This is a genomic window from Erythrobacter sp. WG, from assembly GCF_026586795.1.
In the GTDB taxonomy this organism is placed as follows: Bacteria; Pseudomonadota; Alphaproteobacteria; order Sphingomonadales; family Sphingomonadaceae; genus Erythrobacter.
The window spans coordinates 21,727-38,591 of sequence record NZ_JAPFGY010000009.1 but is presented as its reverse complement, the minus strand read 5'-3'; the positions used below and the strand labels follow the sequence as shown (position 1 = coordinate 38,591).

The following is a 16,865-nucleotide window of genomic DNA, read 5'->3' as shown; positions in this document are numbered from 1 at the left end:
ACACTCTCGAGAATTGCGGCAAGTTGGTGTGTTATGGGGATAGAACAGTCTCGTTTCCAGTCCCCGGCGCGATCGCCTAGGGCACGGGATCGTGACCATGCCCGCCCCACGGGTGGCAGCGCATTAGCCGCTTGAAGGCCATCCATCCACCCTTGAGTGCGCCGTGCTTCCCGATCGCCTCGATCGCGTATTGGCTGCACGAGGGATAGTAGCGGCACGAAGGCGGCAGGATGCGCGAGGGGCCGATCTGCCAGGCGCGCGCGACGAGGATGAGGAGCTGCTTCATCTCCGCCCGCTCCCGCCCCGGTTGCCCTTGCGCGGGCGGCGCCCGCCCGCCGGATCGCCGCGGCCTTCGCGGGCGCGCTCGAGCGCCTTGGCGAGTTCGTCCGCCATCAGGTGGAAGTCGCGCTCGATCCCGCCCGCGCGGCCGATCAGGACGTGATCGTGGTCGGCAAGGCCCTGCACGGGGAGCGCGGCGCGCAGCAGTTCCCGAAAGCGCCGTTTCATGCGGTTGCGGGTGACGGCGCTGCCGATCTTCTTGGTGACGGTGATGCCGTAGCGGATGCCCTGCCCCCCGTTCGGCCGGGTCAGCAGCACGAAGCCGGCCCGCGCGTTGCGGGTGCCGGAATTGGCCGCGAGGAAATCGGCGCGCTTGGTAAGAACCGAGATCATTGGGGTTCCCATACGCAAAACGGGCTCCCGAAGGGAGCCCGCAAGCGCGAACGCGCGCCCGCAGCGACGCGACCTTCAGGTCGCACGAGCGAGGATCGGACCCGCGGATGCGGGTGCGAAAAACAGGTTACGCGCAGAGCTTCTTGCGGCCGCGGGCGCGGCGGGCGCGGAGCACCTTGCGGCCGCCCGGGGTGGCCTTGCGCGCGAAGAAACCGTGGCGACGGGCACGCACGAGATTGCTGGGCTGGAAGGTACGCTTCATGTCATCCTCGAAAAAGCAGACCGGCATGGGGAGCCGGGGCCCACCGACAAGCGAGCCGCAAAACAGACCGGGGCCGTTATGGGAAAGCCGCCCCCGAGTCAAGCAGACCCGTGGTGCCGAGCGCATAGGCAAGGCGCGGGGCGGGTTCGGGTGCGGGCAGCGCGGCCGGCAGGCGGACGGACGGGCGGAAGGCGCCGGCCAGCGCCTCGCCCGACCGGGCGAGCGCGACGCGGAGGGCCTGTTCGAGGCGAGGCTCGAGCAGTCGGTCCGCCGGCGCGCGGTTTTCCCGCTCGGCAGGGGCGATCCAGCGCGCCATCTCCGCGCCGTCCAGCCACTTCGCGCCGGCATGGGGGACCGAGTTGGTCATGGCGTAGAAGGCGCGCGCCTGCTGAGGGCTCATGCCCATTTCCGCGTAGTAATCGAGGTAGAGCCGGTTCTCGGGCGCGTCGGGGGCGAAGTCGGCTGGTTCGCGGCCGAGCCCGTCGCGCCACGAATGGACGGCAAACATCGCGCCGGGCTCGACCGTGCGGCGGGTGCCGGCGAGGAACAGCTCGACCGCGCCCGATCGCGCCGAGCCGCCGGCGGGCACGTGGGTGGCGAGCCCGGCCCTGCGGATCGCGCGGCCCAGCTTCAGGTTGGCGAGATCGTGGCTCGTTCCCGGCGCATCGAGGAACTCGAGAACGGCAAGGTTCGGATAGGCGGCCATCATCGCGGCGAAGGCCTGCGGGCTCGAGGCGTCGGTGGCGTCGACCACGGCAGCGCGCCCGGAATCGAGCACCGCGAAAGGCCCGAAGCGGGCGATCGGGGCGCGGGCGCCCGCCATCGCGCCGCGCGGGGCGGCGATGAAGCGTATCGGCTCCTCGAAGACGGTCTCGGCGACGACGGCGCTGCCGTTGCGGTGGGTCGCGGCGGGACGCGCCGCGGCGCTCTCGAACCCGGCAAGCGCGAGGCCAGCGGGCGCGTCGGCGACCCTCACCCACTGGCGGCTGGCCGGGTCCCATTCCTCGACCCAGCGGGTCACCGAGACCACCCGGCCGCCCGGCGCATGGCTCTGCGCGGTCGCTGCCGCGTGCGGCAGCAGCAGCGCGAGGGCGGCAAGGCAGAGGGCGAATGCGCGTTTCATCGCAGCCTGTGTCGCCTGCGGCACCCTGCCAATTCGCCAAGATTTATCCTTACGATTTGCCTGCGTGGTGTTGCGGAGGGCGGCCGCAAGTTCGCGGTGAGACAGCCAGGGTGTCCAACAGTTGGAAACGCCCGGGGGCATTCCAACAGCCTGCGCGCGCGAAACCGGAAAGCGCATGACTTTCGTCAACTTGGCCGCGCCACCGGGAACGCTCGACAAGCCCCTCACAAGCCTGCACAATCGCGCCCAGGGCGGACAATCGGGGGTGCAGCATGGTCGCGCTGGTGAAGACGGTTGCCTACCTCGGGCTCGAGGCGCGCAGCGTGGAGGTGCAGTGTCAGGTCGGGCCGGGCCTGCCGCGCTTCAACCTCGTGGGCCTGCCCGACAAGGCGGTGAGCGAGAGCCGCGAGCGGGTGCAGGCGGCGCTCGCGGCGATGGGCCTCGCGCTGCCGCCCAAGCGGATCACGGTGAACCTCAGCCCTGCGGACCTGCCCAAGGACGGGTCGCACTACGACCTGCCGATCGCCCTCGCCCTGCTCGCCGCGATGGGCGTGACCGATGCCGAGCAGCTTGGCGACTGGATCGCGGTCGGCGAACTCGCGCTGGATGGCCGGGTGGTGCCGAGCCCCGGCGTGCTCATCGCCGCGCTTCATGCGAGCGAGGTCGGCAGCGGGCTGATCTGCCCCGCCGCGCAGGGGCCCGAAGCGCGCTGGGCGAGCGGGGTGCCGGTGCTCGCCCCGCGCGATCTGGTCGGCCTGCTCGGCCACTTGAAGGGCAGTCTGGTTCTGCCCGAACCCCCGCGCGGCGAGGTTGCCGAGACGGTGGAGGGCAATGACCTGAGGCAAGTGCGCGGGCAGGAGACCGCCAAGCGCGCGCTGGAGATCGCGGCCGCCGGCGGGCACAACCTGATGATGGTCGGCCCGCCCGGATCGGGCAAGAGCCTGCTCGCCAGCTGCCTGCCCGGCATCCTCCCCCCCATGACCCCGGCCGAGGCGCTCGAGGTGTCGATGGTGCAATCGGTGGCCGGCACGCTCGAGGCCGGCCGGATCAGCCGCTCCCGCCCCTTCCGCGCCCCGCACCATTCGGCGAGCATGGCGGCGCTGACCGGGGGCGGGCTGAAGGTGCGACCCGGAGAGGTCAGCCTCGCCCATCTGGGCGTGCTGTTCCTCGACGAGCTGCCCGAGTTCCAGCGCCCGGTGCTCGATTCGCTGCGCCAGCCTTTGGAGACGGGGTCGGTCGACGTCGCCCGCGCCAATGCCCACGTGACCTTCCCGGCGCGGGTGCAGCTGGTGGCGGCGATGAACCCGTGCCGCTGCGGCTATGCGGGCGATCCCGCAAGGAACTGCAACAAGTATCCGCGCTGCATCGGCGACTATCAGGCGCGCCTTTCCGGGCCGCTGCTCGACCGTATCGATCTCCACGTCCATGTCGGCGCGGTGAGCGCGCTCGACATGACCCTGCCGCCCCCGGCGGAGGGTAGCGCCGAGGTCGCCCGCCGCGTCGCCGCCGCCCGCGCCCGGCAGGTCGCGCGCGGGGTGCGCTCGAACGCCGAACTGGAGGGCGGAAAGCTCGACACCTTCGCCGCGCCCGACGAAGCGGGACGCAAGCTGCTCCTCCAGGCGGCCGAAAAGCTGCGGCTCTCGGCTCGCGGCTACACCCGGATGCTGCGGGTGGCGCGCACGATCGCGGATCTGGCCGGGGCCGAGACCGTCGGGCGCGCGCATATCGCCGAGGCGCTATCCTATCGGCTGATGACGGGCTAAGGGCCAGCGCAAGGCCGCGCACCCCCTCCCCCCGTTCCCGCGTGGCTGCGATCAAGGGCGCAGTGGCGATTACCGACCTTTCTTCGGCACAGGCGAGCGAAGCGCCGCGCGGGCTGGCCGCGCTCGTGGCGGCGGTGCGCGACGCCTCGCGGCGGCGCAAGCTCACGGCGCTCGGGATCGCGATCGGGCTCGAGGCGCTGCTCCTGCTGTTGCTGCTGACGATCGGCGCCAAGATCGCCGGCGTGGAGGACGGCAAGGAGAAGGTCACCACCTTCAAGTCGGTCGAATTCGCCGCCCCGCCCCCGCCTGAGGCCGCGCCCGAGCAGCCACAGGAAACCGCCAGCGCCGAGACGCCGCAGCAGACCACCCCGGTCAGCCCGCCGCAGCCGATGCGCCCCTCGCCGCTGTCCTTGAACCCGCAGCCCGCACCGTCGCCCCCGCCCCCCGCTCCGCCGCAGCCGCAGCCCGCGCCCGAACCGCAGCCCACCACAGCCCCGGCGCGCCCCAGGATCGGCGCACGGGTCAATCCGAGCCAGAGCTACGGCCCGGTCGACACCGGCAACCCGCGCACCGCCGGTGACAGCGAGCGCGTCGGCACCGCGCCCAACGGCGAGCCGCTCTACGCCGCGCGCTGGTATCGCGAACCGACCGACCAGGAGCTCGCCGGCTACCTCTCCACCGCCAGCGGCCCCGGGGTGGCGCTGATCGCCTGCAAGACGGTGAGCGGCTACTATGTCGAGGACTGCGTGCTTTTGAGCGAAAGCCCGCAAGGCTCGCAGATCGGCCGCGCCGTGCTCGCCGCCGCGTGGCAGTTCCGGGTGCGACCGGCGCGGATCGGCGGGCAGGAGCAGTTCGGCTCGTGGGTGCGGATCCAGATCACCTATTCGGTGCGCCAAAGATCGCGCTGATGTTCTCACGGACGTGAAGGACGATGCCCCATGGCCTTGCCATGGCGCGGCGGCTTGTGGCTATTGGGCGGGCCCAGAGGATGCGAGTCGCTCGGCTCACCCCCCGCGCAGCGCGTCAGCCGGGCTGACAAAATCATGGGGGCAACAATATGAAGATTGTATCGGGGCGCCGCCTGCCGCGCGCGCTTGTAGTGTCCGCGTCGGCCATCGCATTGGGCGCATTTGGGCCAGCCATCCTCGAGGGTACTTTCGGGGTCCCGCAAGCCGCGGCGCAAGGCGCTGCCGCGAGCCTGCCCAAGCCCTACGTGTCGCGCGCGGTCGATGCCACGCTGATGGAGCTGACCCCGGCGGTCCGGTCGCAATTCGGGATCAAGCCGAACGTGCGGGGCGTGCTGGTGCTCTCGACCGACCCCACGGGCATCGCGGCCAAGAACAACATCCTGCCCGGCGACGTCATCACCGACATCCGGGGCCGGCCGGTCGCCAAGCCGATCGATGTCGACACCCACGTGCTCTACTACCTCAAGAAGGGCGACACCGCCTTCCAGTTCACCGGCAATCGCGGCGGGAACCCGTGGAACACCGCCGCGCAGATCACCCTGGCGCTGTTCGATGCGGTGATCGACCTCGCCACGATCGGCTCGTGGGGCTACTACGACTACGGCGGCTTCAGCTACACCGAATACTATACCCAATACAGTTCGGTGATCGTCGAGGAGTATTCCTATTCGGAGACCGTCATCACCGAGACCGTCGAATCTTCGAGCTTCGAATCCACGATGACCTCGGAAGTGACCGAGGAATCGTCCATTGAGGAGACCTCATCGGAAGAGACTTCCGTCGAGGAAAGCTCCGAAGAGGAGGAGACCGCCGAAGCGGCCGAGGAAAGTGACGCAGACGAGGCCGATGACGCCGACGACGCCGGCGATGACGACGGCGGCGATGACGACGGCGGCGATGACGATGGTGGCGACGATGGCGGCGACGAGTAAACCGTCAGCCTGACGCCGCGAGGTGCTCGCGCACCACGGCGATGAAGTCCGGGCCCCAGGTTTCGAGCTTCTTCGCACCGACCCCGGGGATGCTCGCCAGTTCGCCGAGCGTTTCCGGGCAGCGGTGCGCCATGTCGCGCAGCACCGAATCGTGGAAGATGACATAGGCGGGCAGGCCGTTGGCGCTCGCCAGTTCCTTGCGCTTGGCGCGCAGCGCCTCGAACAGCGGGTTGCCGATCGGGTTGGGGAGGGCCTCGCTCTGCGCCCCCCCGCGGCGGCTGCGACGCTGGCGGGGCGGCGGTTCGGTGATCTGCACGCCGGCCTCGCCCTTGAGCACGGCGCGCGCGGCGGGGCCCAGCATCAGCCCGCCATGCTCGGTCGTCGCCAGCATCCCGCGCGCGGTGAGCGTGCGGGCGAGCGGGCGCAGCAGCCCAGCCTCGCCCGGCCCGACGATCCCGAACACCGACAGCGCGTCATGGCCCCGCGCGGCGATCCGCTCGTCGCTCTGGCCGGTCAGCACCTTCTCGATATGGCCGATGCCGAAGCTCTGCCCGGTGCGATAGACCGCCGAAAGGAGCTTGCGCGCCAGCTCGGTCGCATCGACGACCTGCGGCGGGACGAGGCAATTGTCGCAATTGCCGCAAGCCTCGGGCGGGTCTTCGCCGAAGTGTCGCAGCAGGATCGCGCGGCGGCAGGTCGGCGCCTCGACCAGCGCGGCGAGCGCGCTGAGGCGCGCCTGTTCGGCCGGCAGGCGCGCAGGCTCGACTTCTGACAGGCGCTGCCGGGCGAGAAGGAAGTCGCTCGCGCCCCACAACAGGTGCGCCTCGGCCGGGTCTCCGTCGCGCCCGGCGCGGCCCGTCTCTTGGTAATAGGCCTCGATCGATTTGGGGATCGCGGCGTGGATCACGAAGCGCACGTCGGGCTTGTCGATGCCCATGCCGAAGGCGATGGTCGCGACCATCACCATGTCCTCGGAGGCGACGAAGGCGCGCTGCACCGCGGCGCGGCGCTCCGGCTCGAGTCCCGCGTGGTAGAACGCCGCCTCGCGCCCGGAGCGGGCAATCTGGGCCGCGAGATCCTCGGTCGCCTTGCGGCTCGGCGCATAGACGATCCCCGCCCCCTCGAGCCGGCGCAGCAGGTCGACGATCTGGCGGGCGCCCGAATCGCGCGGCGTGATGGCGTAGCGGATGTTGGGACGGTCGAAGCCAGCGACGATCAGGCCCCGGTCGGGGATGCCGAGCTGCTTGAGGATATCGGCCCGCGTCGTCCGGTCGGCGGTGGCGGTCAGGGCCAGGCGGGGCACCTCGGGGAAGCGGTCGAGCACCGGCCGCAGCATCCGGTAATCGGGGCGGAAATCGTGGCCCCACTCCGAGACGCAATGGGCCTCGTCGATGGCGAAGAGCGCGATTCGCGCCTCGTCGAGCAGCGCCTGAAACCCCGCGGTCGAGGCGCGTTCCGGGGCGACGTAGAGAAGATCGAGCTCGCCCCGGCGGAAGGCGTCGGCAGTCGCGGCATTGCCCGTGTCGGCGGAGGTCATCGAGGCGGCGCGGATGCCCGCCGCTTCTGCCGAGCGAATCTGGTCGTGCATCAGCGCGATCAGGGGCGAGATCACCACCGCCGTGCCGGGCCGGGCGAGCGCCGGGATCTGGTAGCACAGGCTCTTGCCCGCGCCGGTCGGCATCAGCGCCAGCGTATGCTCGCCCGCCATGACGCGGTCGATGACCGCCTCCTGCTGGCCGCGAAAGGCGGTGTAGCCGAAGGTTCGGCGCAGGATGCCGAGGATGTCAGGGTGGGCGACCGCGCTCATGGTCGCGGCCCATAGCGCAGCCGGGCGCCCAACGGCACCCGATACGGCGCGGCTACCCCCGAATTATCGGGCGATCGAGGCCTTCTTGGCGGCAAGGTCGACCACGTCGCCGGTCGTCAGCGCACTCGCCGGCGTGGCGATGCTGCCATCGGCGCGCTTGCCGAGGTTGGCGGGGCGAACCAGCCAGAGATCCTGCGGGCCGAGGATGCGCCCGTCATGGGCAAGGATCGAGACCGGGCCGATCGGCAGCCGATCGCGCTCGTCGACCAGCACGGGGTCTTCCACCACCCGCTCGCCGCCGTATTTCTGCCCCCACTGGCGCAGCGCGACCATCGCGGGCAGCAGATCGAAGCCCTTCTCGGTCAGGCGGTATTCGATCTTGCGGCGATCGTCGGCGCACGGCTCGCGCTTCAAGATACCGTGTTCGACCAGCTTTGCGAGGCGGTTGGAGAGGATATTGCGGGCGATCCCGAGTTCGGTGAGGAATTCCTCGAAGTGCTTGAGCCCGTTGAAGCTCGCACGCAGGATCATGAACGACCAGCGCTCGCCCATCACTTCGAGCGCTTGCGGCAAGCCGCATTCGATCAGTTCCCGCAGCGGTTCTCTAAGCTCGCCCATATCGTCTCGTCCCTTCCCCTTCCGGGGTTGTGTGTAACCGCTTTTCGAGCGCCTCACAAAATTTTTCAGTTTTCAGTTGCAACTCGCAACTTAGGTATGTAAGTGGTGAATAGCAACTGGTTTCGAATCGAAATGTTGCATTGCAAAACACGGTCACAGAGACCACGGGGCAAATGCCCCTCAGAAAAGGCAAAGGACCCACAATGATCGACAGCTTCTCCGCCCTCCCCCGCACCGGCAAGTTCGCGGTTCTCGCCTCCGCGCTGATCTACACCGGCCTGACCTTCACCGTCGCCACCGGCGCCTCGCCGGTGGAAGCCGCGGGCGCGCCTTACTACAGCGCCAAGCTCGTCGCTCCGGCGAGCGAAACCCGCCTGGTCAGCGACAGCGTCGCCTGGACCTGCAAGGACGCGACCTGCGTCGCCAACAAGGCCTCGGCGCGCCCGCTGCGCGTGTGCCGCGGCCTCAACCGCAAGTTCGGCGAAGTCGCCGAGTTCAAGGTCAACGGCGAAGTGCTGGAGGCCGAAGAACTGGCGAAGTGCAACGCCTGATAGCGGCCTGATCCGCATCCTCCGTCCGGAACTGTCCCCCTCTCTCCACCGGATGGAGCTTCCAGAACCCCCGGCGCGCGCCGTTCCCGAAGCGCGCCGGGGGATTTTTTTCGCCCGTGCCGTGCGGCCCAGCCTCAGAGCAGCCCCGCCGCCGTCAGCTGCGCTTCCAGCGACCGGGCATCGGTGAACACGTGCGCATCCCATCCCCGTGCCCGGGCAGCGGCGACATTGGCGGGGCTATCGTCGGTGAAAAACAGCTCGGCCCCACTACGCCCGGCGCGTGCTTCCAAGATGGCGTAGATGCGCGGGTCGGGCTTGGCGAGCTTCTCCACCCCGGAGACGACGATGTCATCGAACAGATCGAAGATCGGCGCGGTCGGGCGGAACATTTGCCAGAACTCGTCACCGAAATTGGTGAGGCCGTAAAGCGGCACGCCGCGTTCGGCGAGCCTTTCCACCAGCGCGTGCGAGCCCTCGACCGGGCCGGGGATCGACTCTGTGAAGCGCTGCACATAGGCGCGGATGTGGCTTTCGTAGCGCGGGTAGAGGGCGATCCGCTCGGGCACCATCTCGGCCAGCGGGCGCCCGCGATCGTGTTCGTAGTGCCAGTCCTCGGTCACGACATGCTCGAGGAACCAGTCGAGCTCCTGCGGATCGTCGATCAGCTTCGCAAACAGCACGCGCAGCTGCCACTGGAACAGCACCCGCCCGATGTCGAACACTACCGCTCGCTGGTTTGGCGCCTTGCCCATCGCGATCCCCCGGGTACACCGCCCCAAAAGCCTGCGGCCCGCGCTCCGGCAAGGAGGCGGGCCGCCAATCCCTCAGCCGCCCTTCCGGGCAGCCGCGCCGGTTCAGCCCTGGCGGGCCTTGAAGCGACGGTCGGTCTTGTTGATCACGTAGGTGCGGCCGCGACGACGGATCACGCGGTTGTCGCGGTGACGGCCCTTCAGCGACTTCAGGCTGTTGACGATCTTCATGGCTCTTTTCCAAATGCAAAGCGCGCCGGATGGGTCCGACGCGCGGAAATTCGAGGGCGGCCGATAGCGGCAAGCCCCTGCGGCGTCAATGCGAGTCTGCCCGAGTCACCCGCGCAAGTCGGTCAATCGGCGCTCCCAGGCGAGCGCATGGGCGATGATCGTGTCGAGATCGGCGTTTTTCGGCTCCCAGCCGAGCGTCGCCTTCAATCGCGAGGGATCGGAAATCAGCGAATCGGGATCGCCCGCGCGCCGCCCCTCGATGCGGCGATCGAGCTTGCGGTTCGTCACCCGGTCGACCGCATCGAGCACCTCGTTGACCGAGAAGCCGCGCCCATAGCCGCAATTCATCGTCAGCGATCGGTCCGGCTCGGCAATCAGCGCCTCCAGCGTCAGGACGTGGGCGGCGGCAAGATCGCTGACGTGAATGTAGTCACGCACCCCGGTGCCGTCGGGCGTTGCGTAATCGGTGCCGAACACGCTCACCGATTCGCGCTTGCCGAGCGCCGCCTCGATCGCGACCTTGATGAGGTGGGTCGCCCCGGCGGTCGATTGCCCGCTCCTCGCCTGCGGATCGGCGCCCGCTACGTTGAAGTAGCGCAGCACGCCGTAGTTCATCGGATGCGCCGCGGCGACGTCGGCGAGCATCTGCTCGGTCATCAGCTTCGACCAGCCATAGGGGTTGATCGGGCGCTGCGAGGTGTCCTCCGAGACAGCGGCGACATCGGGGATGCCGTAGGTCGCCGCGGTCGATGAGAAGATGAAGTGCGCAACGCCCGCCTTGACCGCCGCAGCGATCAGCGCGCGGCTCTTGGCCGTGTTGTTGTGATAATACTTGAGCGGGTTCTCGACGCTCTCCGGCACCACGATCGAGCCCGCGAAATGCATGATCGCGCCCGTCCCCTGCTCGGCGAAAATCCGGGCGAGAAGGTCCGCGTCCTCGATATCGCCCTCGTAGAGCGGCACGCCTTCGGGGATCGCGAAGCGGAAGCCGGTGGTGAGATTGTCGATCACCGCCACGGGCCAACCGGCGTCCTTGAGAGCGAGGACAGCGTGGCTGCCGATATAGCCGGCACCGCCGGTGACGAGGACGGAAGGTTTGCTTTGTGTTGTCATGGCGCGGGCCTTTAGCACGAAACCGGTCGACAAAATCTCAACCTGAAGCAGACAAACGGTAGGTGTCGCAGGCGCGGGTAGCGGCCTATACTGCCGCCCCCCGACGAAAGGACACGCCCCATGCCTCGCCTTCCCCTGATCGCCCCCGCCGCCGCCGCGCTCATCCTCTCGGCCTGCGCGACCACCCCCTACACCGGCCCGGTCGAGGTGACCCGCTTTGTCGCACCCCCGGCCGAGCGGGAGGGTCTCGGCAGCGGCACGATCGCCATCACCTTCCCCGAACCGATCGCCAACGAGGCCGCGCGGCGCGCCTTTGCGGCAGCGGTGACGAGCGAGCTGACGCGGCTCGGCTACACCGTCGTTCCCGAAGGTGCGCCTGGCGCGCAGACCGCCGCGATCCGCACCTCTCGCGCGCCGATCGTCGCCGCCCCCGTCGACCGGCGCGGGCCGGTCAGCGTCGGTGTCGGCGGCGGAACGGGCGGTTTCGGATCGGGCGCCGGGGTCGGCGTCGGGCTCAATCTCGGCGGCGGCCGCGAGAGCCCTCAGGCGACGACCACGCTCGAGTTGCGCATCGCCCGCAGCGGCGGGACCACCCTGTGGGAAGGCCGGGCGCAGATCGCGACCGGGGTGAAGTCGCCCTATGCGCAGGTCGACGCCAGCGCCCGCACGCTCGCCGCGGCCTTGTTCCGGGACTTCCCCGGTGGCAATGGCGAGACCGTGACGATCGACGTCCGGAAGCTGCAAGGAACCCAATGACCGCTCTTTTCATCGATGCCGGCTTCGACAGCGGCAATATCGACGTGCTGGGGATCGAGGGGCGGACCGCCCGCCTCGCGATCCGCCGCGACCACGGTTCCGAGTTCTTCCAGTGGTTCCACTTCCGCGTCTCCTCGCCCGCCGGCGAGGAGGTGGTGCTGAAGCTCACCGGCCTTGGCGCCAGCGCCTATCCGGGCGGCTGGCCCGGCTATGACGCCTGCGTCTCGGAAGACCGCGACTACTGGGAGCGCGCCCGGTCGACCTACGACAAGGACGAGGACGGCGGCACCCTGACAATCCGCTTCCTGCCGTCAGGCGGCGTCTTCTGGTGCGCCTATTTTGCGCCCTATTCGATGGAGCGCCACCACGATCTCATCGCCGACGCCGCCTCCTGCGAAGGGGTCGACTACGTCCGGCTCGGCACCACGCTCGACGGCCAGCCGATCGACTGCCTCGAGATGGGCGAGGGGCCGGTCAAGGTGTGGCTCTACGCCCGCCAGCACCCGGGCGAGACGCAGGCGGAATGGTGGATGGAAGGCGCACTCGATTGCCTGACCGATCCCGCCGATCCGGTCGCACGCGCGCTGCGGGCCAAGTGCCGCCTGCATATCGTGCCTAATTGCAACCCCGATGGTTCGCGCCGTGGGCACCTGCGCACCAACGCGGTCGGCACCAACCTCAACCGTGAATGGGCCGAACCCTCGGCAGATCGGTCACCCGAAGTGCTCGCCATCCGGGGCCGCATGGACCAGACCGGCGTCGACTTCGCGATGGACGTCCATGCCGACGAGGCGATCCCGGCGGTGTTCCTCGCCGGGTTCGAGGGCATCCCTTCGTGGAAGGACGAACAGGGTGAGGGCTTCTACCGCTACCAGCGCATCCTCGAGCGCCGCACGCCCGATTTCCAGACGAAGCTCGGGTATCCCAAGGCCCCTGCGGGCAAGGCCAACCTCAGCATGAGCACCAACCAGCTCGCCGAACGCTTCGGCGCGGTGTCGATGACGCTGGAGATGCCCTACAAGGATCTGGCCGATTTCCCGGAGCCCGAACAGGGCTGGTCGCCGGAACGCTGCAAGCTGCTGGGGCGCGAATGCCTCGCCGCTCTGGTCGAGTGGCTGGAGGATCGCGACGCCTAAGTCTTGGTCAGTTCGTGTCGAGCGAAGTCGAGACACCTGCGCTCGGCCTCTCGACTGCGCTTGAGGCGAACGGGATCAGCCGAGGTGCCCCGGTCCGAAAGCGTGCGGGAGCAGCTCGGACAGGCTGACCCGCCGCACGTCGTCCTTGCTCACGCAGAGCACCAGCGGGTCCGTGCCGCCGAGCGCCGCAACCTCGTTCAGCACCTGGCGGCAACGCCCGCACGGCGTGATCGGCTCGGCATCGGCCTTGAGGCCGACCACCGCCACCGCCGCGAGCCCCCCGCGCCGGCCCTCGCCCAGGGCCTTGGCCACCGCCACCGTCTCCGCGCACAGGGCAAGGCCGTAGCTGGCGTTCTCGACATTGCAGCCGGTGATCACCGCACCGTCCTCGAACAGCAGGGCGGCGCCCACGGGATAATCGGAATAGGGCGCATAGGCGTGCTCGGCCGCAGCTTGGGCGGCGGCGATGAGATCGGCTTCCTGCTTGTCCGAGAGGCTCATTTCTGGACCACCACCCACTCCACCGGGCTTGCACTTGCCTCGGTGACGAGCGCGCCGTTGGCGCTCCATAGCAGCCAGGGGCGGCCTGCATAGTCGGGCCGCGCCCGGTCGCGCGACAGCCACAGGTCTCGCGCGAGCGCCGTGGCGGTGCCGTGCCGTTCCTGGAAGCCGCGCGACAGCTTGAGGATCACGGGCTTGCCCGCATGGGTCTCGATCTGGTTGATGAGCGTCATCAGCTCGCTCTCCACCGCGGCATCGCTGACCTTGGGCGCGCAGCTCTCGGCCAGCGAGGAAAGGCCCAGCGCCGGCGGCAGCAGATCGGCGTCGCGCGGCACCATCTGCGCGAACACGCCGCTCTGCGCGTCGGCGCCGAGGCATGGGTCGAACTCCAGCACCACGCCGACCCTCAGGCCTGCCGCGCGGGCGCGCACGAAGCGATCGGCGAAGCCGCCGGGTGCCTCGGCCCGGGGATCGCCCGGCGCAAGCGGCAGGTAGACGAACTGCGCGCCGACCGCCTTCAGCGTCGCGAAGCGCACCTCACCGCCGCCCGCGGGCAGGAAGGCGCCCTGTTCGGGGTAGAGGCCGGGGTCGGGACGCCATGAGCGCATGTCCCACCACAGCCACGCGGCGAAGGCGAGGCCGAACAGGGCCGCGAGAGCCGCAAGGCGCCACAACCAGCGCCGCGGCGCGCCGCGCGCGCGCGATTTGCCCCCTCTTGCCATGCCCCTCAGCCCTTGATGTGCAGCACGCAGATCAGCGTGAACAGCCGCCGCGCGGTGGCGAAATCGGTCGCGACCTTGCCGTCCAGCCGCTCCAGCAACAGCTCGGCGGCGTTGTTGTGGATGCCGCGGCGCGCCATGTCGATGGTCTCGATCTCGGCCGGGGTCGCCTTGCGGATCGCCTGGTAATAGCTGTCGCAGATCGCGAAATACTCGCGGATCGGGCGGCGGAAGCGGGCCATGCCGATCAGCAGAGTCTCGAGCAGCTGCTCGCCCGTGTCCTTGATATCCATCGCCAGTCGCCCGTCGGTGACGGACAGGTGGAGGTGATAGGGACCCGGCGCCCCGCGTTCGGCGGAACGCAGCGGCTTGAAGGTGTTCTCCTCGATCAGGTCGTAGATCGCGACCCGGCGCTCCTGCTCCACATCGGCATTGCGCCACAGGATCGTCGCCTCGTCCAGGGTAATGTGGGCGATGCGATGCGCGCCCGCACCGCCGGGCGCGAGGGAGGGAGGCAGGGAATCGGACGGCGGCTCGGCCATGACGTCACGCCTTCGCAGATGGAGGGCACGCACTTCAAGCACTTCGACACGCTCTCCCCACTATCCACAGCGCGCGAAAAAAATATCGCCGCCCCGAGCCCTTGCCGCGCGCGTCCCACGCGCGCATCAGGCGGGCCATGGCCGAACCCGAAAAAGTGACCCCGATCAAGCCGCAAGCCGGCGAAAGCGACCTCGTCGCGCGCAAGCTGCCCGCCAACCTCGAGGCGGAGGCTGCGTTTCTCGGCGCGGTGCTGATCGACAACCGGGTGATCGAGGAATTGCAGGTCCCGATCCGGCCCGAGCACTTCTTCGAGCCCCTGCACAGCCGAATCTACGACCGCGTGCTCACCCTGATCGAGCGCAATGCCACCGCCTCGCCGGTGACGCTTCGCCCGTTCTTCGAGGCCGACGAGGCGCTGAAGGAACTGGGTGGCACGTCGTACCTCGCGCAGCTCACCGCGAGCGGTGCGGGCCTGCTGGTGCCGCGCGAGCTGGCCCAGCAGGTCTACGACCTTGCCCTCCTGCGCGAGCTGGTCAGCGTCGGGCGGGGCCTGGTGGAAGGCGCGCTCGATACCTCGGAAGACACCTCGCCGATGGAGCGCATCGCGCAGGCCGAAGCGGACCTGTTCAAGGTTGCGGAAGGGGCGGCGACGGGGCGCGAGGCCGCGACCTTCCGCGAAGCGGCGATGACCGCGATCAAGATGGCCGAGGCCGCGATGAACTCGGGCGGGGGCCTGTCGGGCAAGACGACGGGCCTTGCCACGATCGACCAGAAGACATCCGGCCTCCACAATTCCGACCTCGTGATCCTCGCCGGGCGCCCGGGCATGGGCAAGACCTCGCTCGCCACCAACATCGCCTTCAACTGCGCAGAGGCCCACCTCAACTGGCAGCGCGAGGGCGGCGAGTTCAACTACGGCGCGCCGGTCGCCTTCTTCAGCCTCGAAATGAGCTCTGACCAGCTGGCGACGCGTATCCTCGCCGAACAGGCCGAGATTTCCTCCGAAGCCCTGCGCAGCGGCAAGCTGACCCGCGAGGACTTCCAGAAGCTCTCCTACGCCAGCCAGCGCCTCGCCGAACTGCCGCTCTACATCGACGACACCCCCGCGCTGACCATCGCCGCGCTGCGCACCCGCGCGCGCCGGATGAAGCGGCGGCACGATATCGGGCTCATCATCGTCGACTACCTGCAGCTGCTGCAGGGCTCGGGCCGGGCGAACGACAATCGCGTGAACGAAATCTCCGAGATCAGCCGCGGCCTCAAGACGCTGGCGAAGGAATTGCAGGTCCCGGTGATCGCGCTCTCGCAGCTCAGCCGCGCCGTTGAAAGCCGCGAGGACAAGCGCCCGCAGCTGTCAGACCTCAGAGAATCAGGCTCGATCGAGCAGGACGCGGACATGGTGTGGTTCATCTTCCGCGGGGACTATTACCACCTGCTGGTCAAGCCCGACACGCCCGACGCCTCCTCGACGCCCGACGTGCAAGAGAAGTACCGCCAGTGGGAGGAGAAGTTCGAGGGGCTCGTGGGCCGCGCGACGCTGATCGTCGCGAAGCAGCGCCACGGCTCGACCGGCAACGTGCCGCTCCACTTCCAGAGCGACATCACCAAGTTCACCTCGCCCAACTTCAAGGACTATTCGGACTGGGGCCACGAATAGCGCGCGGCGGGTCAGTCTGCGGCGACGGGCCGCTTCCAGTAGCGGAACGGCAGCCAGCTTGCCGCAAGCGTCCAGCCCTGCCGCTCGAGATCGACGAACGAGGCGAGCCCGATGTCGCGGCGGTACTCCCAGATTTGCGGGGTGCGGCGAAATCTGAGCACCAGCGGGCCGACGCCGATCAGCTCGTTGCCCTTGCGACCCTCCTCGCGCAGGATGGTCATCTCGTTGAACGCGGTGGCGCCCGAGCGCACGACGATCTCGCCTTCGTCCACGCCGAACTCCTCAAGGTCGGCTGCGGGGCGGAACCGCTGCTGCGCGGCCTGCTTTGAAATGCCCAGCACCGCGCCGATCTCGGCCCAGCTCATGCCGGTGCGACGGGCGGCATCGACCCAGCGGTGGAGGATCAGACGTCCTTCGTCGGCAATGCAGTGGGCGGCGCTGATTGCTTCGCGGTACCCGTCAATCGTCTCGCCGGTGAAGGGCGGATCGCAACTTTGCGCCCATGCGACCATCACCGCCGCTGTCTGGTCGCGGATATCCTGTTCCCTTATGTAGTTCATGACACTCTCCGTCAATTCCATGTTGACGAATCGTCAATGCCTCATTGACGGCTAAACGTCAAGCGTAGGTTGACGCCTTCACGGCTTCGCGGAGAATTGGCATCGACAGCGCTAAAAATTGCAAAGCACGTCTTCTGAAAGCTATCGCATTGGTATCAGCGCGAAAGGATAGGTGGCCTGCCCTTCGCCCCGCAAGCTATTGAT

The 16,865-nt window shown here is 68.9% G+C and carries 20 protein-coding genes; 7 read left to right on the top strand and 13 right to left on the bottom strand.

Translation table 11 applies throughout. From position 1 onward, the window contains the following. Nucleotides 1–76: 76 nt before the first annotated feature. The 4 genes from yidD to OPU67_RS06535 form a co-directional block, all read right to left on the bottom strand. A complete protein-coding gene (yidD, locus tag OPU67_RS06550; protein WP_267618511.1) occupies nucleotides 77–286 on the bottom strand; it encodes a membrane protein insertion efficiency factor YidD in 210 nt (69 codons plus the stop codon). Then, nucleotides 283–672 carry a ribonuclease P protein component gene (gene rnpA / locus OPU67_RS06545; RefSeq protein WP_267618508.1) on the bottom strand — a complete coding sequence of 130 codons (390 nt, stop codon included), beginning with the start codon at nucleotides 670–672 and terminating at the stop codon, nucleotides 283–285. The genes yidD and rnpA overlap by 4 nt, the downstream gene beginning before the upstream one ends. Before the next feature lie 127 nt (nucleotides 673–799). Then, entirely contained in the window at nucleotides 800–934 is a 135-nt protein-coding gene (gene rpmH, locus OPU67_RS06540) for a 50S ribosomal protein L34 (RefSeq protein WP_057884309.1), read from the bottom strand. A gap of 76 nt (nucleotides 935–1,010) precedes the next feature. Beyond that, nucleotides 1,011–2,057 carry a hypothetical protein gene (locus tag OPU67_RS06535; RefSeq protein ID WP_324255346.1) on the bottom strand — a complete coding sequence of 349 codons (1,047 nt, stop codon included), beginning with the start codon at nucleotides 2,055–2,057 and terminating at the stop codon, nucleotides 1,011–1,013. 272 nt (nucleotides 2,058–2,329) lie between these two features. On the opposite strand from OPU67_RS06535, the gene OPU67_RS06530 reads away from it, so the two are divergent. From OPU67_RS06530 to OPU67_RS06520, 3 genes are all read left to right on the top strand, one after another. Next, entirely contained in the window at nucleotides 2,330–3,820 is a 1,491-nt protein-coding gene (locus tag OPU67_RS06530; protein WP_267618500.1) for a YifB family Mg chelatase-like AAA ATPase, read from the top strand. A gap of 41 nt (nucleotides 3,821–3,861) precedes the next feature. Further along, nucleotides 3,862–4,728 (top strand): hypothetical protein, encoded by an 867-nt coding sequence (locus OPU67_RS06525; protein ID WP_267618498.1) that lies wholly within the window; start codon nucleotides 3,862–3,864, stop codon nucleotides 4,726–4,728. Between the two features lie 149 nt (nucleotides 4,729–4,877). After that, nucleotides 4,878–5,720, top strand: a complete 843-nt coding sequence (locus OPU67_RS06520) for a PDZ domain-containing protein (RefSeq protein ID WP_267618496.1) — start codon at nucleotides 4,878–4,880, stop codon at nucleotides 5,718–5,720. Between the two features lie 4 nt (nucleotides 5,721–5,724). Here the strand turns inward: OPU67_RS06520 and recQ are convergent, their stop codons facing one another. Then, a complete protein-coding gene (gene recQ / locus OPU67_RS06515; protein ID WP_267618494.1) occupies nucleotides 5,725–7,527 on the bottom strand; it encodes a DNA helicase RecQ in 1,803 nt (600 codons plus the stop codon). A 63-nt stretch (nucleotides 7,528–7,590) separates the two neighbouring features. Continuing rightward, on the bottom strand, nucleotides 7,591–8,145 hold the full coding sequence (locus tag OPU67_RS06510) for a winged helix-turn-helix transcriptional regulator (RefSeq protein WP_267618491.1): 555 nt from the start codon (nucleotides 8,143–8,145) through the stop codon (nucleotides 7,591–7,593). A gap of 203 nt (nucleotides 8,146–8,348) precedes the next feature. On the opposite strand from OPU67_RS06510, the gene OPU67_RS06505 reads away from it, so the two are divergent. Next, nucleotides 8,349–8,696 (top strand): CC_3452 family protein, encoded by a 348-nt coding sequence (locus OPU67_RS06505; RefSeq protein ID WP_267618489.1) that lies wholly within the window; start codon nucleotides 8,349–8,351, stop codon nucleotides 8,694–8,696. 134 nt (nucleotides 8,697–8,830) lie between these two features. Here the strand turns inward: OPU67_RS06505 and OPU67_RS06500 are convergent, their stop codons facing one another. The 3 genes from OPU67_RS06500 to galE all read right to left on the bottom strand — a co-directional run bounded on the left by OPU67_RS06500 (nucleotide 8,831) and on the right by galE (nucleotide 10,789). Beyond that, nucleotides 8,831–9,448, bottom strand: a complete 618-nt coding sequence (locus OPU67_RS06500; RefSeq protein ID WP_267618487.1) for an HAD family hydrolase — start codon at nucleotides 9,446–9,448, stop codon at nucleotides 8,831–8,833. A 102-nt stretch (nucleotides 9,449–9,550) separates the two neighbouring features. Then, the gene (gene ykgO, locus OPU67_RS06495) at nucleotides 9,551–9,676 is read right to left on the bottom strand and encodes a type B 50S ribosomal protein L36 (RefSeq protein WP_017666014.1); all 126 of its coding nucleotides are present in this window, start codon (nucleotides 9,674–9,676) and stop codon (nucleotides 9,551–9,553) included. Nucleotides 9,677–9,781: 105 nt separating this feature from the next. Beyond that, complete coding sequence (gene galE, locus OPU67_RS06490; protein ID WP_267618483.1) at nucleotides 9,782–10,789, bottom strand: UDP-glucose 4-epimerase GalE; 1,008 nt, start codon at nucleotides 10,787–10,789, stop codon at nucleotides 9,782–9,784. 120 nt (nucleotides 10,790–10,909) lie between these two features. Here galE and OPU67_RS06485 point away from each other — a divergent pair, with 120 nt between their 5' ends. Then, nucleotides 10,910–11,545, top strand: coding sequence for a hypothetical protein (locus OPU67_RS06485; RefSeq protein WP_267618482.1), 636 nt, complete (start codon nucleotides 10,910–10,912; stop codon nucleotides 11,543–11,545). Further along, complete coding sequence (locus OPU67_RS06480) at nucleotides 11,542–12,681, top strand: M14 family metallopeptidase (RefSeq protein ID WP_267618480.1); 1,140 nt, start codon at nucleotides 11,542–11,544, stop codon at nucleotides 12,679–12,681. The genes OPU67_RS06485 and OPU67_RS06480 overlap by 4 nt, the downstream gene beginning before the upstream one ends. Before the next feature lie 75 nt (nucleotides 12,682–12,756). On the opposite strand, the gene OPU67_RS06475 is transcribed toward OPU67_RS06480, so the two are convergent. From OPU67_RS06475 to OPU67_RS06465, 3 genes are read right to left on the bottom strand one after another with little or no spacing between them, the layout of a single operon-like run. Then, entirely contained in the window at nucleotides 12,757–13,182 is a 426-nt protein-coding gene (locus OPU67_RS06475; protein WP_267618479.1) for a cytidine deaminase, read from the bottom strand. Continuing rightward, complete coding sequence (locus tag OPU67_RS06470) at nucleotides 13,179–13,904, bottom strand: glycoside hydrolase family 25 protein (protein WP_267618478.1); 726 nt, start codon at nucleotides 13,902–13,904, stop codon at nucleotides 13,179–13,181. Before OPU67_RS06470 ends, OPU67_RS06475 begins: the two co-directional genes overlap by 4 nt. 5 nt (nucleotides 13,905–13,909) lie before the next feature. Next, entirely contained in the window at nucleotides 13,910–14,443 is a 534-nt protein-coding gene (locus tag OPU67_RS06465; RefSeq protein WP_267618476.1) for a UPF0262 family protein, read from the bottom strand. Nucleotides 14,444–14,580: 137 nt separating this feature from the next. Here OPU67_RS06465 and OPU67_RS06460 point away from each other — a divergent pair, with 137 nt between their 5' ends. Beyond that, nucleotides 14,581–16,101 (top strand): replicative DNA helicase, encoded by a 1,521-nt coding sequence (locus tag OPU67_RS06460; RefSeq protein ID WP_267618474.1) that lies wholly within the window; start codon nucleotides 14,581–14,583, stop codon nucleotides 16,099–16,101. 11 nt (nucleotides 16,102–16,112) lie between these two features. Here the strand turns inward: OPU67_RS06460 and OPU67_RS06455 are convergent, their stop codons facing one another. After that, complete coding sequence (locus OPU67_RS06455) at nucleotides 16,113–16,661, bottom strand: hypothetical protein (RefSeq protein WP_267618473.1); 549 nt, start codon at nucleotides 16,659–16,661, stop codon at nucleotides 16,113–16,115. Nucleotides 16,662–16,865 lie beyond the last annotated feature (204 nt).

Coding starts and splice junctions, on each gene's coding strand:
- yidD (WP_267618511.1), bottom strand. CDS start 286: ATGAAGCAGCTCCTCATCCTCGTCGCGCGCGCCTGGCAGATCGGCCCC.
- rnpA (WP_267618508.1), bottom strand. CDS start 672: ATGATCTCGGTTCTTACCAAGCGCGCCGATTTCCTCGCGGCCAATTCC.
- rpmH (WP_057884309.1), bottom strand. CDS start 934: ATGAAGCGTACCTTCCAGCCCAGCAATCTCGTGCGTGCCCGTCGCCAC.
- OPU67_RS06535 (WP_324255346.1), bottom strand. CDS start 2,057: ATGAAACGCGCATTCGCCCTCTGCCTTGCCGCCCTCGCGCTGCTGCTG.
- OPU67_RS06530 (WP_267618500.1), top strand. CDS start 2,330: ATGGTCGCGCTGGTGAAGACGGTTGCCTACCTCGGGCTCGAGGCGCGC.
- OPU67_RS06520 (WP_267618496.1), top strand. CDS start 4,878: ATGAAGATTGTATCGGGGCGCCGCCTGCCGCGCGCGCTTGTAGTGTCC.
- recQ (WP_267618494.1), bottom strand. CDS start 7,527: ATGAGCGCGGTCGCCCACCCTGACATCCTCGGCATCCTGCGCCGAACC.
- OPU67_RS06510 (WP_267618491.1), bottom strand. CDS start 8,145: ATGGGCGAGCTTAGAGAACCGCTGCGGGAACTGATCGAATGCGGCTTG.
- OPU67_RS06505 (WP_267618489.1), top strand. CDS start 8,349: ATGATCGACAGCTTCTCCGCCCTCCCCCGCACCGGCAAGTTCGCGGTT.
- OPU67_RS06500 (WP_267618487.1), bottom strand. CDS start 9,448: ATGGGCAAGGCGCCAAACCAGCGAGCGGTAGTGTTCGACATCGGGCGG.
- ykgO (WP_017666014.1), bottom strand. CDS start 9,676: ATGAAGATCGTCAACAGCCTGAAGTCGCTGAAGGGCCGTCACCGCGAC.
- galE (WP_267618483.1), bottom strand. CDS start 10,789: ATGACAACACAAAGCAAACCTTCCGTCCTCGTCACCGGCGGTGCCGGC.
- OPU67_RS06485 (WP_267618482.1), top strand. CDS start 10,910: ATGCCTCGCCTTCCCCTGATCGCCCCCGCCGCCGCCGCGCTCATCCTC.
- OPU67_RS06480 (WP_267618480.1), top strand. CDS start 11,542: ATGACCGCTCTTTTCATCGATGCCGGCTTCGACAGCGGCAATATCGAC.
- OPU67_RS06475 (WP_267618479.1), bottom strand. CDS start 13,182: ATGAGCCTCTCGGACAAGCAGGAAGCCGATCTCATCGCCGCCGCCCAA.
- OPU67_RS06470 (WP_267618478.1), bottom strand. CDS start 13,904: ATGGCAAGAGGGGGCAAATCGCGCGCGCGCGGCGCGCCGCGGCGCTGG.
- OPU67_RS06465 (WP_267618476.1), bottom strand. CDS start 14,443: ATGGCCGAGCCGCCGTCCGATTCCCTGCCTCCCTCCCTCGCGCCCGGC.
- OPU67_RS06460 (WP_267618474.1), top strand. CDS start 14,581: ATGGCCGAACCCGAAAAAGTGACCCCGATCAAGCCGCAAGCCGGCGAA.
- OPU67_RS06455 (WP_267618473.1), bottom strand. CDS start 16,661: ATGAACTACATAAGGGAACAGGATATCCGCGACCAGACAGCGGCGGTG.